Origin of the sequence: Methylobacterium sp. 2A (assembly GCF_009806555.1) — a bacterium.
Taxonomy (GTDB): Bacteria; Pseudomonadota; Alphaproteobacteria; order Rhizobiales; family Beijerinckiaceae; genus Methylobacterium.
In genome coordinates this window covers 138,169-154,940 of record NZ_VUOK01000010.1, presented here as the reverse complement: position 1 = coordinate 154,940, position 16,772 = coordinate 138,169, and the positions used below count along the sequence as shown (strand labels likewise).

Annotated in this window: 14 protein-coding genes; 7 read left to right on the top strand and 7 right to left on the bottom strand. The window is 69.9% G+C overall.

What is annotated here, in order from left to right; genetic code table 11:
- Positions 1-20 precede the first annotated feature (20 nt).
- Complete coding sequence (locus FVE89_RS05835) at positions 21-650, bottom strand: CatB-related O-acetyltransferase (protein ID WP_202130607.1); 630 nt, start codon at positions 648-650, stop codon at positions 21-23.
- A gap of 66 nt (positions 651-716) precedes the next feature.
- Here FVE89_RS05835 and FVE89_RS05830 point away from each other — a divergent pair, with 66 nt between their 5' ends.
- Together FVE89_RS05830 and FVE89_RS05825 are read left to right on the top strand one after the other, a co-directional pair.
- The gene (locus tag FVE89_RS05830) at positions 717-3,044 is read left to right on the top strand and encodes an NADP-dependent malic enzyme (protein WP_160533095.1); all 2,328 of its coding nucleotides are present in this window, start codon (positions 717-719) and stop codon (positions 3,042-3,044) included.
- Positions 3,045-3,125: 81 nt separating this feature from the next.
- On the top strand, positions 3,126-4,571 hold the full coding sequence (locus tag FVE89_RS05825; RefSeq protein WP_160533094.1) for an acetamidase/formamidase family protein: 1,446 nt from the start codon (positions 3,126-3,128) through the stop codon (positions 4,569-4,571).
- A 14-nt stretch (positions 4,572-4,585) separates the two neighbouring features.
- Here FVE89_RS05825 and ppx read toward each other — a convergent pair whose 3' ends face one another.
- The 3 genes from ppx to FVE89_RS05810 form a co-directional block, all read right to left on the bottom strand.
- Positions 4,586-6,127 (bottom strand): exopolyphosphatase, encoded by a 1,542-nt coding sequence (ppx, locus tag FVE89_RS05820; protein ID WP_160533093.1) that lies wholly within the window; start codon positions 6,125-6,127, stop codon positions 4,586-4,588.
- 284 nt (positions 6,128-6,411) lie between these two features.
- Positions 6,412-8,883, bottom strand: a complete 2,472-nt coding sequence (locus tag FVE89_RS05815) for an RNA degradosome polyphosphate kinase (protein WP_160533092.1) — start codon at positions 8,881-8,883, stop codon at positions 6,412-6,414.
- 93 nt (positions 8,884-8,976) lie between these two features.
- Positions 8,977-9,687: a hypothetical protein gene (locus FVE89_RS05810; RefSeq protein WP_160533091.1), complete on the bottom strand. Its 711-nt coding sequence runs from the start codon at positions 9,685-9,687 to the stop codon at positions 8,977-8,979.
- Between the two features lie 130 nt (positions 9,688-9,817).
- Here FVE89_RS05810 and purM point away from each other — a divergent pair, with 130 nt between their 5' ends.
- Both purM and purN read left to right on the top strand, forming a co-directional pair.
- The gene (gene purM / locus FVE89_RS05805) at positions 9,818-10,897 is read left to right on the top strand and encodes a phosphoribosylformylglycinamidine cyclo-ligase (RefSeq protein WP_160533090.1); all 1,080 of its coding nucleotides are present in this window, start codon (positions 9,818-9,820) and stop codon (positions 10,895-10,897) included.
- Positions 10,897-11,547, top strand: coding sequence for a phosphoribosylglycinamide formyltransferase (purN, locus tag FVE89_RS05800; RefSeq protein ID WP_160533089.1), 651 nt, complete (start codon positions 10,897-10,899; stop codon positions 11,545-11,547). The genes purM and purN overlap by 1 nt, the downstream gene beginning before the upstream one ends.
- 58 nt (positions 11,548-11,605) lie before the next feature.
- Here the strand turns inward: purN and FVE89_RS05795 are convergent, their stop codons facing one another.
- Together FVE89_RS05795 and ndk are read right to left on the bottom strand one after the other, a co-directional pair.
- The gene (locus FVE89_RS05795) at positions 11,606-11,971 is read right to left on the bottom strand and encodes a hypothetical protein (protein WP_160533088.1); all 366 of its coding nucleotides are present in this window, start codon (positions 11,969-11,971) and stop codon (positions 11,606-11,608) included.
- 164 nt (positions 11,972-12,135) lie between these two features.
- Positions 12,136-12,558 carry a nucleoside-diphosphate kinase gene (ndk, locus tag FVE89_RS05790; protein ID WP_160533087.1) on the bottom strand — a complete coding sequence of 141 codons (423 nt, stop codon included), beginning with the start codon at positions 12,556-12,558 and terminating at the stop codon, positions 12,136-12,138.
- A gap of 267 nt (positions 12,559-12,825) precedes the next feature.
- Between ndk and FVE89_RS05785 the strand changes: the two genes are divergently transcribed.
- The gene (locus FVE89_RS05785; RefSeq protein ID WP_160533086.1) at positions 12,826-13,305 is read left to right on the top strand and encodes a DUF2147 domain-containing protein; all 480 of its coding nucleotides are present in this window, start codon (positions 12,826-12,828) and stop codon (positions 13,303-13,305) included.
- A gap of 20 nt (positions 13,306-13,325) precedes the next feature.
- On the opposite strand, the gene FVE89_RS05780 is transcribed toward FVE89_RS05785, so the two are convergent.
- Positions 13,326-13,961: a glutathione S-transferase N-terminal domain-containing protein gene (locus FVE89_RS05780; protein ID WP_160533085.1), complete on the bottom strand. Its 636-nt coding sequence runs from the start codon at positions 13,959-13,961 to the stop codon at positions 13,326-13,328.
- A 261-nt stretch (positions 13,962-14,222) separates the two neighbouring features.
- Between FVE89_RS05780 and FVE89_RS05775 the strand changes: the two genes are divergently transcribed.
- On the top strand, positions 14,223-14,522 hold the full coding sequence (locus FVE89_RS05775; protein ID WP_160533084.1) for a hypothetical protein: 300 nt from the start codon (positions 14,223-14,225) through the stop codon (positions 14,520-14,522).
- A gap of 192 nt (positions 14,523-14,714) precedes the next feature.
- Positions 14,715-16,745 (top strand): FUSC family protein, encoded by a 2,031-nt coding sequence (locus FVE89_RS05770; protein ID WP_160533083.1) that lies wholly within the window; start codon positions 14,715-14,717, stop codon positions 16,743-16,745.
- Positions 16,746-16,772 lie beyond the last annotated feature (27 nt).

Sequence of the window (16,772 nt, the reverse complement as noted above, 5' to 3'; positions counted from 1 at the left end):
CGGCAAAAGTGGGCAGCGGATTACGCAATCCCCTGGCCGCCCGCAACGGCGTCCATGGCCGCGATGAGGCCAGCCGCGTCGCCGCCCTGCAGCAGCGGCACGAGCCGCGTCACGTCGGCGTGCGGCAGGTCCCACCACGCCGCCGCCAGCAGGGCCTCAACGGTCGCGGCGTCGAACCGGTGCCGCACCACCCGCGCCGGATTGCCCGCCACCACCGCGTAGGCGGGCACATCGCGGGTCACCACGGCGCGGGCCGCCACCACGGCCCCGTGGCCGATCGTGACGCCCGAGAGGATCATGCAGCCCGAGCCCAGCCAGACATCGTGCCCGATCGTCACGTCGCCCCGGGATGCATGGAAGTCCTCCGGCGCCCGCGCGTCCGGGAACAGCCCGCGCATCGCGGCGAACGGATAGGTGGACACCCAGTCCAGCCGGTGATCGCCGCCGAGCAGGATCTCGACTTTGTCGGCGATGGAACAATAGCGGCCGATCGTCAGCCGCCGCCCGCTCTCGGGGAACCGGACCTTTGGACGCCCGTACGAGTAGGCGCCTATGGAGAAGCCGTAGGCCCTCGCCAGCTTGGCGAGATGGAGCCGGGTCTCGTTGTTCGGGTTGCGCCCCCTGCGCAGCCGGTGCAACAGACCGGTCATGACGCGAGCCCGCGCGCTGTGCGGTCGCGTCGTCCTCGGTGAAAAAGGTGAGCGGGAGCGTGGGCGATGGCCGATAACATGTCCGAGGACCTCAAGGCCGGGGCGCTCGTCTACCACCGCCTGCCCAAGCCCGGAAAGCTCGAGATCCAGGCGACCAAGCCGCTCGGCAACCAGCGCGACCTCGCCCTGGCCTACACGCCCGGCGTCGGCGCCGCCTGCATGGCGATCCACGACGACCCGCAGGAGGCCGCCAACCTCACGGTCCGCCAGAACCTCGTGGCGGTGCTCACCAACGGCACGGCCGTGCTCGGCCTCGGCGATATCGGCCCGCTGGCCTCCAAGCCCGTGATGGAGGGCAAGGCCGTCCTGTTCAAGAAATTCGCCGGCATCGACGTGTTCGACATCGAGGTCGACCAGAAGGACGTGTCGAAGCTCGTGGACGTGGTCTGCGCCCTTGAGCCGACCTTCGGCGGCATCAACCTGGAGGACATCAAGGCGCCGGAATGCTTCGAGGTGGAGGAGCAGTGCCGGGCCCGGATGAACATCCCGGTCTTCCACGACGACCAGCACGGCACCGCGATCATCGTGGCGGCGGCCGTCCTCAACGGGTTGGAGCTCGCCGGCAAGAACCTCTCCGACGTCCGGATCGTCACCTCCGGGGCGGGCGCGGCGGCGCTTGCCTGCCTCAACCTGCTCGTGTCGCTCGGCGCGACCCGCGAGAACATCACGGTCACCGACATCAAGGGCGTGGTCTACAAGGGCCGCCCGGAGCTGATGGACCGCTGGAAGGACGTCTACGCCCAGGAGACCGACAAGCGCACGCTCGCCGAGGTGATCCCGGGGGCGGACGTATTCATCGGCCTTTCGGCCGGCGGCGTGCTGAAGCCGGAACTGCTCAAGGAGATGGCCGAGAAGCCGCTGATCATGGCGCTGGCCAACCCCTATCCGGAGATCATGCCGGATCTGGCCGAGAAGGAGCGGCCGGACGCGATGATCTGCACCGGCCGGTCGGATTTCCCGAACCAGGTCAACAACGTCCTGTGCTTCCCCTACATCTTCCGCGGCGCGCTGGATGTCGGCGCGCACAAGATCAACGAGGAGATGAAGAAGGCCGCCGTCAAGGCGATCGCCGGCCTCGCCCACGAGACGACTTCCGACGTGGTGGCGCGGGCCTACGATGGCGAGGCACGGCCGTTCGGGCCGAAATCGCTGATCCCGAGCCCGTTCGATCCGCGCCTGATCCTGCGCATCGCCCCGGCGGTCGCCAAGGCCGCGATGGATTCGGGCGTGGCCGGCCGGCCGCTTCAGGATCTCGACGCCTATGTCGAGAGCCTCGACCGGTTCGTGCACCGGTCCGGCCTAATCATGAAGCCGCTCTTCTCCAAGGCGAAGGCCGATCCCAAGCGGGTGATCTACGCCGAGGGCGAGGACGAGCGCGTGCTGCGCGCCGTGCAGGCGATCGTCGAGGACAAGGTCGCCTATCCGATCCTGGTCGGGCGCCCGCGGGTGGTGGAGACCCGCCTCAAGCGCTTCGGCCTGTCGATCGAGCACGGCCGGGACTTCGAGCTGATCGATCCCGAGGACGATCCGCGCTACCGCGCCTATGTCCAGACCTACCTGGACGTGGCGGGCCGGCGCGGCATCACCCCGGACGCGGCCCGGACGCTGGTGCGTACCAACAACACCGTGATCGGCGCCATCGCGGTCCGCCGGGGCGAGGCCGATGCGCTGATCTGCGGCCTCGAAGGGCGGTTCGAGACGCGGCTGCGCATCATCCGCGACGTGATCGGCTTGGCGCCGGGCGTCGAGCAATGCGCCGCCGTGAGCCTCGTGGTGACGCATAACGGCGCCTACTTCCTGGCCGATACCCATGTCCGGCCGAACCCCACCGCGGAGGAGATCGCCGACGTGGCGCAGGCCTGCGCCGGGCATGTCAGCCGCTTCGGGATGACCCCGAAGATCGCGCTGCTCAGCCACTCGGATTTCGGCCAGTCGGATTCGGCCTCCGCCATGAAGATGCGGGACGCCCTCGCGCTCCTGCAGAGGCGCGATCCGGAGCTGATGGTCGATGGCGAGATGCAGGCGGATTCGGCTCTCTCCGAGATGGTGCGCGACCGGGTGCTGCCGGGCTCGCGCCTCAAGGGGGCGGCGAACGTCCTGATCTTCCCGAACCTCGATGCGGCCAACATCGCGTTCCAGTTCGCGAAGGTGATGGCGGACGCCCTGCCGGTCGGCCCCCTGCTGATCGGACCGGCCAAGCCCGCCCACATCCTGACGCCGTCGGTGACCGCGCGCGGCATCGTCAACGTCACGGCCGCCGCGGTGGTCGAGGCGCAGGCCGACGCGCCGCCGCCGAAGGCCGAGGAGGCCGGGGCCGGGATGATTTCCGAGTGAGGAGACCTGCGGCGGCCGCACGCGTGGCCGTCGAATTGCTTGGCCGCGTCCGGGAAAACGCAACCACCGGATGCGGACATCATGTGCCAGGGCGACGACCCGAATTGCCACGCCTTCGCCGAACACCGGCGCCGGTTCAAACGCGATCTTGAGCCGGAGCGGCGCGCCTTCCTGAAGAGCGGCTTCGCCGCCACGGGCGCCGCGGCGGCAGCCTTCGCGGCCGGCGGCCCCTCGCTGGTGAGCCCGGCCCTGGCCCAGGCTTCGAGCGCCGGGTTTGCCGCGACCGGGCATTACCACCTGCCCGCCAACGCCGACACGGTGCATTGGGGCTTCTTCAGCCGCAGCCTCAAACCGCAGGTCGAGATCGGCTCGGGTGACTTCGTCACCATCGAGACGCTGACCCATCAGGCGAGCGACGATGCCGAGCGGATGATCCAGGGCGATCCGGGCGCGGAGAGCGTCTACCTGTGGACCAAGGACAAGATGGGCGTCTCGCCCCGCGGTGCCGGACCGATGGACGCCAAGATCGGCCCCGGCGGCGGCCTCGGCGTCCACATCTGCACCGGGCCTGTCGCGATCCGCAACGCCGAGCCCGGCGACGTGCTGGAGGTCCGCATCCTCGACGTGGCGCCCCGCCCCAGCGCCAACCCGAAATACAAGGGGCTCGCCTTCGGCAGCAACGCGGCGGCCTGGTGGGGCTTCCACTACAAGGACCTGATCACCGGCGACAAACCCCGGGAGGTGGTGACGATCTACGAGGTCGATGCCACCGGCGCGCGCGACTGGGCGCGGGCGGTCTACAGCTTCCGCTGGCCGGGCGTGACCGATCCGTTCGGGGTCGAACACCCGACCATCGACTATCCCGGCCTGCCGGTGGATCACGCCAAGACGCAGAAGACCTTCGACGTGTTGAAGGGCATCCGCGTGCCGATCCGTCCGCATTTCGGCACGATCGGCGTGGCCCCCGCCGAGGCCGACCGGGTCAACACGATCCCGCCGAGCTATACCGGCGGCAACATCGACAATTGGCGGATCGGCAAGGGCGCGACGCTCTACTTCCCGGTCGCGGTGCCGGGGGCGCTGTTCTCCGTGGGCGATCCCCATGCCAGCCAGGGCGATTCCGAATTGTGCGGGACCGCGATCGAGTGCTCGCTGACCGGCACGTTCCAGTTCGTCCTGCACAAGAAGGCCGATCTGCCCGGCTCGCCGCTGGAAGCCCTCGACTTCCCGATGATCGAGACGAAGGACGACTGGGTCCTGTCCGGCTTCAGCTACCCGAATTACCTGCGGGATCTCGGCCCGGACGCCCAGGCGGCGATCTTCGAGAAATCGTCGATCGACCTCGCCATGCGCGACGCCTTCCGCAAGATGCGCCAGTTCCTGATGCACGCGAAGGGGCTGACCGAGGACGAGGCGATCTCGCTGATGTCGGTGGCGGTGGATTTCGGGATCACGCAGGTCGTGGACGGCAACTGGGGCGTCCACGCCGTGGTCAGGAAGGCGATCTTCCCGGATCGGACCGCCTGAAACGCGTCGCGGCCTCAGCCGATCTCGACCCGACCGTCGAGGCCGACGACGCGGCCGAGGCCGCGGACGCGGTTCAGAAGACGGTCGCCGCTCAGGGCCTCCCAATCGCGCGGCAGCCGCAGGGTCACCCGCCCGTCCTCGACGGTGAGCGGCGCCCGGCCCAGCACCCCGTCCATCCCGGCCGAGATCGGGAACGCGATCCGCAGCAGCCCCCCGAGGAGCCTGGCCCGGTCGAACAGGCGGGAGCCCGCCACGCCGCGCAGGATCGGATTGGCCTTCTCCGGCGCAAGCCCGGAGTGCCGCAGCGACACCGCCAGGGCGAGATAGGCCCGGCCCGGGTGATCGACGCCCACGAACGCGGCGTTCTGGATCGCCCCGATGCTCTGCTCATCGCGGTAATCGGGATGGGCGCGCCAGCCGACATCCGAAAGCAGGCAGCCCGCATGGCGCAGGCGGCGTTCGTCGGCGGTCTCGTGGCCGTCCAGCGTCGCCACGAACCGGTCGGTCCAGGCGATCAGCTCCTCGCCGTGCCGGGGCGCCCGCGCGCGCAGGGTGTTGAGCTCCGCCGCCGAGGCGAGCAGTGGGTCGATCAGCCGGGCGTCCCGGTCGAGCTGCTCGAACAGCAGGCCCTCCCGGACGCCGGAGGCCGAGATCGCCACCTCCCGCGGGCGGCCGACCCGGATGATCTCCTCCAGCACCACCGCGCCATAGGCGAGGAGCGGACGCCGCGCCTCGGAGATCGCCTCGACGTCCTGCAGCAGCGAGACGTCGGTCTGCTCCACGAGCTGCAGGAAGGTCAGCTCGTCGTTCGGCTCGACCGTGTAGCCGTGCATCACGTGGACCGGGTAGCCGCGGGCCGCCATGTGCAGCCGCGCCAGCGCCCGCCACGTGCCGCCGACCGCGTAGAAGGTCCGGCCGCGCAGGGTTTCGAGCTGCGGCACGGCCTTGCGCATGTGCTCGCGCACGATCTTGGCGGCCTTCTTCACCGAGCCGCCGGAGAGATCCTGAAGGGCGAGGCCGCCGAGCGGCATGGTCACGCCCTGGCCGACCACGGTGCCGCGGACATCGACGAGTTCCAGCGAACCGCCGCCCATGTCGCCCACCACCCCGTCCGGCGCGTGAAAGCCGGAGATGACGCCCATCGCCGAGAGTTCCGCTTCGCGCCGGCCGGAGAGGAGCTGGATCTCCTGCCCGCAGGCCGCCTCCGCGGCGCGGAGGAAGTCGGGGCCGTTCTCCGCGTCGCGGGCCGCCGCGGTGGCCAGCACGAAGACACGGCCGACCCGCATCGTCTCGCACAGCACCCGGAACCGGGCCAGCGCGGCGAGCGCCCGGGCCACCGCCTCCTCGTTCAGCCGGCCGGTGGTGAGGACGTTGCGGCCGAGGCCGCACAGGACCTTCTCGTTGTAGAGCGGCGTCGGCGCCCGGGTCAGGCCGTCATAGGCGACCAGCCGGACCGAATTCGAACCGATATCGATGATGGCGACCGGGGATTGCGCGGCATGCACGGGCTGCTCCGCTTTGTGCGCGAGGAAGAGGTTGGCGCGAGAACTGCCCAAACGTCGAGGTCCTTGATTGCGCGTGGCCGGCTCGACGGACGCGCTGCCGGTGTGATCCGGGGCCGTGGCCGGTCGCACGGCGACCGAGATCGGCTCCAGATCCAGGATGTCGCTGCCCGGCTGCCGGGCTGGAAGCCAGGGCGGCGACGAGGAAACCACATGGCGTTGTGTAGGCGGACGGGTGCTTCCTTTGCGCAGTTCTTTGAGCGTGCGCAAGTTCCTGACGCAGAACCGCAACGCGTCCGTCCGAAACCTGTCGAGCCTCCGGCGCATCCGACGGAGATCTAGGCGCGCTGCGCCCGGCGGCTCAGCGCACGGGGACTCGACTTCTTCGACGCCTTGCCGCGGCCCGAGAGGCTCGGGTTCGTCATGAAATATTTATGTGCGTTGAACGGTTCCTCGCCGTCGGCCGGCTGGATCCGCTCGCACCCGCCGGAGGCGAGCAGCCGCCAGCTCTGGCGGTTGTCGAGGAGGTTCGCCAGCATGATCTGGTCGAGCACCTGCTGATGCACGGTCGGGTTGGTGATCGGCAGCAGCGCCTCGACGCGCCGGTCGAGGTTCCGGCTCATCAGGTCGGCCGACGAGATGTAGACCGTGGCCTTGGGATGGGGCAGCCCGACGCCGTTGCCGAAGGCGTAGATGCGCCCGTGCTCCAGGAAGCGCCCGACGATCGACTTCACCCGGATCGTCTCCGACAGGCCGGGGATGCCCGGCCGCAGGCAGCAGATGCCGCGCACCACGCAGTCGATCTGAACGCCCGCCTCCGAGGCGTCGTAGAGCGCATCGATGATCTGGGCATCCACCAGGGAATTGCACTTGATCCAGATCGCCGCCGGACGGCCGGCTTTCGCGTGCGTCACTTCGGCCTCGATATGTTCGAGGAGCCGGTTCTTCAGGGTCAGCGGCGAGACCGCCATCCGCTCCAATTCGGCGGGCTCGGCGTAGCCGGTGATGAAATTGAAGATCCGCGACACGTCCCGGGCGATCGCCGGATCCGCCGTGAAGAACGACAGGTCCGTGTAGATGCGCGCGGTGATCGGGTGGTAGTTGCCGGTGCCGACATGGCAGTAGGTGACGAGCCTGTCGCCCTCGCGCCGGACCACCAGCGACAGCTTGGCGTGGGTCTTCAGCTCCACGAAGCCGAACACCACCTGCGCGCCCGCCTTCTCCAGGTTGCGCGCCCAGCGGATATTCGCCTCCTCGTCGAAGCGGGCCTTCAGCTCCACCAGCGCGGTGACCGACTTGCCGAGCTCGGCCGCCTCCGCCAAAGCCGCCACGATCGGCGAGTTGGACGAGGTGCGGTAGAGCGTCTGCTTGATCGCCACCACGTTCGGGTCGCGGGCCGCCTGGGCCAGGAACTGCACCACCGAGTCGAAGGATTCGTAGGGGTGGTGGACGATGAAGTCCTTCTGGCGGATCGCCGCGAACACGTCGCCGCCGCTCTCGCGGATGCGCTCCGGGAAGCGCGGGTTGTAGGGCTTGAACTTCAGGTCCGGCCGGTCGATCCCGACCACCTGGGACAGCTCGTTCAGCGCCAGCATGCCCTCGACCAGGAATACCGCGTCCGGCGCGATCTCCAGCTCGTCCGCTACGAATCCGCGCAGATCCTCGGCCATCCCGGCCTCGACTTCCAGGCGGATGACCACGCCGCGGCGGCGCTGCTTCAGCGCGGTCTCGAAGTGGAGGACGAGATCCTCCGCCTCCTCCTCGATCTCGAGGTCGGAATCGCGCACCACCCGGAACGCGCCGCTGCTCTTCACGAGGTAGCCCGGGAACAGGCGGCCGGTGAACATCCCGATCACCTGCTCGATGGTGATCAGGTGCGCCGCAGTCTCGCTGTCGCTCACCGGCAGGCGCACGAACCGGTCGATGACGCCCGGCAGGCGGATGAGGGCGCGCAGCGTCCGCCCGTCCTTCGGCCGCACCAGCGTCAGCGCGATCGTGGTGCCGAGATTCGGGATGAACGGGAACGGGTGGGCCGGATCGATGGCGAGCGGCGTCAGAACCGGGAAGACGTGGGTGAGGAAGTAATCCTCCAGCCACGTCGCCTGCTCGGCGGTGAGGGCGGCGGGCTCGACGATGTCGATATCGGATTCGTGCAGCTCCGCGCGCAGCTCGCGCCAGCGCGCCTGCTGATCCGCCGCCAGCCGCGACACCTCCGCGCCGATCCGCACAAGCTGCTCGGAAGGGGACAATCCGTCTTGGGACGGGACCGTGAGGCCGGCGCGCACCTGATCGATCAGGCCCGCGACGCGGACCATGAAGAACTCGTCGAGATTGTTCGCCGAGATCGACAGGAAGCGCAGGCGCTCCAGCAGCGGATGGTTGGGGTTCGACGCCTCTTCCAGCACGCGCCGGTTGAACTGCAGCCAGGACAATTCGCGGTTCACGAACCGCTCCGGCGAGTGCCGCAGCCCGCGCCCGGCTTCGAGCACGGTCTCGCGGGCGGCGTCCGCCCGGGGTTCCTCGCGCTCGGCGAGGGCCGGCCATTCATCGGTCGTGTCCGGCACTTCGCCGGCCGGGGGCGGGGCGGCCTGATTGGCGGTCTGCGGTGCCGCAGGGGCTGCCGGACGGGCGAGAGCTGCGACGGGTGCGGGTGGCGCAGTCTGGGCAGCGGCGGCACCCTGCGCGGCGCTCGCCGGCGCGCGCCGGGCGACCGGGGGGCGGCGGGGGGTCGGATTGACCGCTGAACGCCGCCGGGGCTCCGCGGCCTCGTCGGCGGCTTCGCGTTCCACGGGCTTCTGCGTCGAATCCATTCCGGGTCCCTGCTCCTCGTCGCTGCGTCGCGCGTTCTACAATGTACACCGCGGGGTATCACGACAGTCTCGTGACGCCACGCGATTCCGCTCTCAGCCGTCCGGCTCGGCCTCGTCGTCGAAGCCCATGCGACGCAGGACGGCGAGGGCCAGCGGCCGGCTGATCCGCCTCTGCCGGCCGAGCGCATCCCGGTCGAGCTCGGCCACGACGTCGCGGGCACGACCGAGGGACCGATCGATTCGCAGGGCCAGCGAATCGATGACCCCGAGATCGACCACCAATTGGCGGTCGACGAACAGTTTCACCAGCACGGCCCGCAGGAGGGCATCGTCCGGCTCCGCGATGGCGATCCGGGGTGCGAGGCGCAGGCGCGAGCGCAGGTCGGGTGTCGCGAGGCCGAGGGCGTCGATGCCTGAGCCGCTCGTCAGCAGGAGTGGGCAGCCCAGCTCGCGCGCCCGGTTGAGCAGATGGAACAGGGCCGCCTCGTCCCGGCTCCCGGCCCGGTCGATATCCTCGATGACGAGCGCCCCGTTCGACACGAGGTGCTGGACCGCGTCCGCGTTGATGTCGGCGGCCGGAACCGTCCAGGCATGGGCGCGCTCGGCCCAGATCGCCGCGAGGTGGCTCTTGCCGCTGCCGGGCGGACCGGTGAGCACCAGCACGCTGTCGGGCCAGTCCGGCCACGCCTCGATCAGCGCGTAGGCGGCCTCGTTGGCCGGACCCACGAGGAAGTCCTCGCGGCCGTAGCGGGGATCGAGCGGCAGATCGAAGGCGAGCTGCCGGGGTGGTGAATTCTCGGGCATGCCGTCTCAGGATCATCCCGCATCGGCGCAGGTCAAGGGCCGATCCGCTGTCGGCGCGATCCGCCACCGACTCGCGCAACGCGCGGTTAGCCGCTAGAGCGGGCCGAGCAATCAGCGAGGTGGCGCGGGCATGACGGCCAGGGACGGCAAGGAGCCGACGACGGGGCTGACCTACGCGGCGGCGGGTGTCGATATCGACGCCGGCAACGCCATGGTCGAGACGATCAAGCCGCTGGTGCGGTCCACGCGGCGCCCCGGGGCCGACGCCGAGATCGGCGGCTTCGGCGGCCTGTTCGACCTGAAGGCCGCGGGGTTCCGCGACCCGATCCTGGTGGCGGCCAATGACGGCGTCGGCACCAAGGTCAAGATCGCGATCGAGACCGGGCTTCACGCCACGATCGGCATCGACCTCGTGGCGATGTGCGTGAACGACATCATCGTGCAGGGTGCAGAGCCGCTGTTCTTCCTCGACTACTACGCCACCGGCAAGCTGGTGCCGGGCGTCGGCGCCGATATCGTGCGCGGCATCGCGGAGGGCTGCCGGCAGGCCGGCTGCGCGCTGATCGGCGGCGAGACCGCCGAGATGCCGGGCCTCTACGACGGGTCGGATTACGATCTCGCCGGGTTCTCGGTCGGCGCCGCCGAGCGGGGCCGCCTGCTGCCGCGTCCGGGCATCCGCCCGGGCGACGTGGTGCTCGGCCTGCCCTCCTCCGGCGTGCATTCGAACGGCTTCTCGCTGGTCCGCCGGATCGTCGCGAAGACCGGCCTCGGCTGGGACGCGCCGGCCCCCTTCGCGCCGGAGACGAGCCTCGGCGAGGCGCTGCTGACGCCGACCCGGATCTACGTGAAGCCCCTGCTGGCGGCGCTCGGCGCCACGGACGGCATCCGGGCGCTCGCCCACATCACCGGCGGCGGCTTCCCCGACAATCTGCCCCGGGTCCTGCCGGACGATGTCGGCATCAGCATCGACCTCGACGCCGTGACCCCGCCGCCCGTGTTCGGCTGGCTCGCCCGCGAGGGCGGCGTCGCGGAGCCCGAGATGCTGCGCACCTTCAATTGCGGGATCGGCATGGTGGTGATCGCCGCCGCAGATGCTGTCGACGACGTCGACGACGCCCTGACGCGGGCCGGCGAGACGCCGGTGCGCCTCGGCCGCATCACGAAGCGGGGGCCTGAGCCCGTGACCTTCAGCGGGCGCCTCGCGCTCTGATGGCCGGCACGGGCAAGATGCGGGTCGCGATCCTGATCTCCGGGCGCGGCTCGAACATGGTGGCGATTCTCGACGCGGCCCGTGATCCGGCCTACCCGGCCGAGATCGTGCTGGTCCTGTCGAACCGGCCCGATGCGGCGGGCCTAGCCCGGGCTGCCGAGGCCGGCATCCCGACGCGGATCGTCGATCACACGGCCTATGCGGACCGCGCCGGTTTCGACGCCGCGCTCGATTCCGAGCTCCGGGCCGCTTCCGTCGAACTGGTGTGCCTCGCGGGCTTCATGCGGATCCTCACGCCGGGCTTCGTGGCCGGCTGGGCGGGGCGGATGATCAACATCCATCCCTCGCTGCTGCCCCTGTTCAAGGGCACGCACACGCACCGGCAGGCGCTCGATGCGGGCGTGCGCCTGCACGGCTGTACCGTCCATTTCGTGGTGCCGGAACTCGATGCCGGCCCGATCGTCGCGCAGGCGGCGATCCCGGTCCGCCAGGACGATGATCCCGACAGCCTCGCGGACCGCGTGATCGTGCAGGAGCGGCGCCTCTACCCGGCCGTCCTCGCCCTCGTTGCGAGCGGGCGCGCCCGCCTGGAGGGCGAGCGGGTCGTCATCGCCGAGCAGGCCCCCGAGGGCGTCCTGTTCAGCCTGTAAGGGGATCCCGAAGGGACGGGTCCCTTCGGTGGGGTCCGGGGCAGCGCCCCGGCGATCCTCAGACCGGGCGCTGCAGCTTGCAGCTGTCCAGCGCCGAGAGCGCCTTGGCGCGGGCCGAATCGTTGAAGTAGCCGGTGGTCCGATAGGCCTCGATCTCGGACTCGTCGAGGCTGCGCAGGGTCTGGCGGGCGTAGCAGCCGCAGGGGCGCTCCAGGGACGCCTCGGAGGCGCTGGTCATGCGGGCCTGAACGATTGTGCAGGCGTGGCGCACGCGGCCTTCGAGGTTCGCCTTGGTGGCGGTCTTGAGGGCCGGATCCGGCTCGTATTGCTGGAACGGAGCCGGGGATCCGCCCGCGAGGGCGGCGGTCGCCCCGAGGGCGACGAGACCGGTCGCGATCAGCAGGGGCAGGCGGCGCATCGTCATGGTGGTGAGGGTCCAGGCTGAGTTGGCTAAGCGCGGCCGTTGGACGCTTCCAGGCTCCCATCCGTCAATGGCGGACCGGACACACAGGGCGGCATTCACCCACCCCGAAGCGCAAGGTGGAGCGATGGCGGCCCGGTGTGCCCGGCCCGCCACCGCTGCCTGGATCAGCCGACGATGTCGGAATCCTGGAAGAACTGCGCGATCTCGATCTTGGCGTTCTCGGCGCTGTCCGAGCCGTGGACTGTGTTCTCGCCGACCGACTCCGCGAACTTCTTGCGGATCGTTCCCTCGGCGGCCTGGGCCGGGTTGGTCGCGCCCATGACCTCGCGGTACTTGGCCACGGCGTTCTCGCCCTCCAGGACCTGCACCACCACCGGGCCGGAGGTCATGAAGCTGACGAGCTCGCCGAAGAACGGGCGCTCCTTGTGCACCTCGTAGAACTTCTCGGCCTGCGCTTGGCTCATGCGGATGCGGCGCTGGCCGACGATGCGCAGGCCGGCCTCCTCGATCACCGCGTTGACGGCGCCGGTGAGGTTCCGCCGCGTGGCGTCGGGCTTGAGGATCGAGAAGGTGCGCTCGGTGGCCATGGTGCGTCCGGTCCGTCTGTGGAAAAGGCGTGCGGCGCGCCGAGATGCCGGGCGCGCCTCGTGAGCGAAAATCTCGCTTCGGCGCCGGGCTTATAGCGGTGGCTCTACGGGGTCTCAAGCGGCCCAGGCCGATCCGTTGCGGCAAGCGTGGCCGTGGCTCTGCCGCAACACTGCCGAAAAATCGCCCGATTGCAGCGGCGTACTCGCGCTCCATCGACTTCGTCCATCCCCCGGGCGTCCGCGACGCCCCCTTTCCGGAGACGAACCATGCGCATCGCCTTCAGCGCCGCCCTGCTTCTCGCCGGCCTCTCGGCCGCAGCCGCCGACACCGCCAAGGACCCCTCCGGCAAGGATCCCTCCGGCACCTGGCTGACCGGGGATGGCCGCGCCAAGATCCGGATCGACCGGTGCGGCCCGGGCCAGAAGCTGGTCTGCGGCAAGGTCGTGTGGCTCAAGGTGCCGACCACCGAGACCGGCGCCCCCCGCACGGATCTGAAGAACCCGGACCCGAAGAAGCGCAACCGCCCGGTCATGGGCCTTCAGCTGATCGACGGGTTGAAGCCCGATGAGGAGAAGTACACGGGCGAGATCTACAATATCGAGGAAGGTAAGATCTATACGGTCAGCCTCGAGCGGGAGAGCGAGGCCGAACTCAGCGTCTCCGGCTGCATGCTCAAGGTTCTGTGCGGTTCCCAGACCTGGACGCGGGTGCCGGACGTCAACCAGCAGGCCGCCAACAAGAACTGACCGCAGGAACCGACAGCTCGTCAGATCGCCGCGAGACCGCGCTGGACGGCAGGCCGCGCCAGCACGGTCTCCAGCCAGCGTTTCACGTTCGGCAGGGTTTCGATCTCGACACCCTGCTTGGAGTTGAGCTTGGCCCAGGCGAAGGTCGCGATGTCGGCGATCGAGTAGTCGTCGGCGAGGTAGGCACGCCCTTCCAGGCGGCGCTCCAGAACGCCGTAAAGGCGCTTCGCCTCGGCGGTGAACCGCTCGATCGCGTAAGGCACCTTCTCGGACGCGTAGATCTTGAAATGGTGGGTCTGGGTGAGCATCGGCCCGAAGCCGGCCACCTGCCAGAACAGCCACTGGTCCACGAGGACGCGGGCCCGCTCGTCCGTCGGATAGAACTGGCCGGTCTTGCGTCCGAGATATTGCAGGATGGCGCCCGACTCGAAGATCGAGATCGGTCGCCCGCCCGGCCCGTCGGGATCGACGATCGCGGGGATCTTGTTGTTGGGCGAGATCGCCAGAAAATCGGGCGCGAATTGCTCGTTCTTGGCGATGTCGACCGGGACGATCCTGTAGGGGAGCCCGCACTCCTCCAACATGATCGGGATCTTCCAGCCGTTCGGCGTGCTCCAGGTATGGACGTCGATCGGCCGCCCGGACACCGCTGCCATGCTCTGCCTGCTCCTCGACCGAACCGCCGCGGCGCGGCGCCCCTCCGCCGGGTTCGGACACTCCCGGCAGTGAAGACGATTTCCCCGCCGCGCTCAAGGGCTGAACGGCAAAGGCGCGACGTCGAGAGCCGCGGGCGGCTCATGATTGCGAAACCTGTTGCACTCGCTGTTGGCCGTGTCCGGCTCACCCTTGCCCAGCCCATGCGGGAGCGGCCAGATTGGCGCCCGGGGCGTCGTCGTGGCGCCCGGGGGACCGAGACGATGATCCGCCGATTCGTGACGATCGCGAGCCTGGCCGTGCCGCTGCTCGCGGCGCCGCCCGTGCTGGCGAAGGAGGTGCCCGCCAAGCCTCCTGCCGCCGCCGAGGCGCCGGCCGCTGCGCCGAATGCCCCGGCCGCGAAGGAGCTGACTCCCGGTCAGACCGCCGCGCGCACCCGTCAGAAGACCTGCGGCGCCGAATGGCGCGCGCTCACCGATGCGCAGAAGGCCGCGCAGGGTCCCAAATGGCCCCAATACTGGAGCAAGTGCAACAAGCGCCTGAAGGGCGGCGACAAGGCCTGAGTCGCCCGCGAACCGCAACGCTTTTCGTTCGTTCCTACCGCCGGAGCTTTGGATCGCCGGGGGTACGCGACATGACGGTTGGATGGCTGCCCCGGCGGATGCCGACAGCGTGTCGGGCCGACGGGGAGGCTGGTTCGGTGTGCGCGGGCGCGTCGACACGTCATCTCGGGGCCGTGACCGGCCGGGCCCGGAATGGCTGAGGCCGTGTCCGCGAGCCGGGCGCCGGCCTCGATCGCCGATCGCCTGCTCGCGTTCCTCGACGCCTGGGTGCCGAAGCCTGCAGCCTGGGCTTACGCATTGCGCATCTGGACCGCCATGATGCTGGCGCTGGCAGCGGCCTTCTGGCTTCAGCTCGACAGCGCCTCCTCGGCCGCCACCTGCGTGGCGATCCTCGCCCAGCCGAAGCGCGGGCAGGCCCTCTCGAAGGCGGTCTATCGCCTGCTCGGGACGCTGATCGGTGCCGTGGTGTCGATCGTCGTGGTGGCGCTGTTCGGGCAGGACCGGGTCCTGCTGCTCGTGAGCTTTGCGGTCTGGCTCGGCCTGTGCGTGTTCGTGGCGCAGTACCTTCAGGATACCCGCGCCTATGGGGCGATGCTGTCGGGCTACACGGTCGCGATCATCGCCCTCGGACAGATCGATCAACCCCAGGGTGCCTTCGATGCCGCGGTTTCCCGCGTCGCCGTGATCGTCCTCGGCATCGTGGCGATCACCTTCATCAACGACGCCCTCGCCTCCCCGAGCACCTGGCGGTCGCTGCTGCCGCAACTCCGTAAGGCCTGGGACGAGACGCGCGCCTACGCCCGCGAATCGCTGGCGCAGGGTGATCTCGGTGCCGCGCGCACCGCCGCTTTGATCCGGACGATCGCCCCGATGCGGGCCGATGCCAGCGCCATCGCGGGCGAACTCGACGACGGCCCGTTCCGTGCGGCGGGCGCGCGCAGCTGCATCGCGGCCCTCTACGTCATGGCCGCCTCGATCCGGACCGTGGCGGCGGCTGCCGCGCATCTGCGGAACCCGAGTCCCGCGGTCGTCGAGGCGATGGCGATCTGCCGCCGGGTTGCCGACGCGCCCGATCCCGACAGCCTCGATCGGGACGACGAGCGCCTGCGCGACCTCGTCGACGCGGCGATCCGCGACGGTCGGAGGCCCCTCGACGAGGTGGTGGCGCTCCAGCGCGCCCTGGATTTCGTCTGTGCGGCGACCTTCGCGCAGGATGGCATCAAGGCGGTGGCAGACGGGCACGAGCCCCTGCGCGACGCCGGCCTGCCGACCCACCGGGATTTTCCCGTGGCCCTTCGCGGCGCTCTCCGGGTCGCCCTCGGATTTGCCGCGGCCGCCGCGGCCTTCGTGGCGCTGGGCCTGCCGCAGGCCTCGTTCGCGCTCGTGCAGGTCGCGGCGACCGCCGCCCTGTCGTCGACGACGCCGGATCCGAAGAAATTCGCCACCGGCGTCGTGATCGGGATGATCCTCGCCGCCACCTTCGCCGGCATCGCGCGGTTCGCCTTCCTCAACGGCGTTCAAGGCTTCGCGCTTCTGGCCCTGGTGATGGCGCCGGTGATCTTTTTCGGCTGCTTCCTGTCGCTGAACCCGAAGACCTTCGGCATCGGCTTCATCGTCATCGTGTTCTTTCCGGTCCTGCTCGGCCCGTCCAACCCGCAGAGCTACGACGCGCAGACCTTCCTGCTGAACGCCTTCCTGGTCGTGGTCGCCGCCATCATCCTGTCGATCGTCGTCCGTCTGATCATCCCGGTGACACCGGCGCAGCAGCGCGTCTTCGCCCTCGATTCCGCCCGGCGCGCGCTCGCGGACGCCCTCGTCGGCGAGGGGGGCGACGCCACGACGCGCACGAGTTTGAACGCGGACCGGCTCTTTCAGTTCGCGGGCTTCAGTTCCGGGAGCGGCGCGGTGCGGCGGGCGAGCCTATCGCATGCCTTCGCGCTCGCACGGCTGGAGGCCGCCGCGGCCCGGGGCCATGCCGAACTGCGCCGGCTATGGCCGGTCCCCGCCCTGCGCGACGCGATCCTGCGGGCCCGGGCCGGACTGGCGGCAGCCGACGACCGCGCGCTCGAATCATCGGCCGGCGATCTGATCCGCGCGGCATCGCGGCAGGATCGGAGCGTGCGGCTCACGACGGCGCGGGCCGCGAGCGATCTCCTCACCGCGGCGCGAACCATCGCTCGTCACCGGAAGTTCCTCCGTCGTCTCGACATCGCGGCGGTTTGACCCCTCTAACGGACAGGTTCTCGAAGC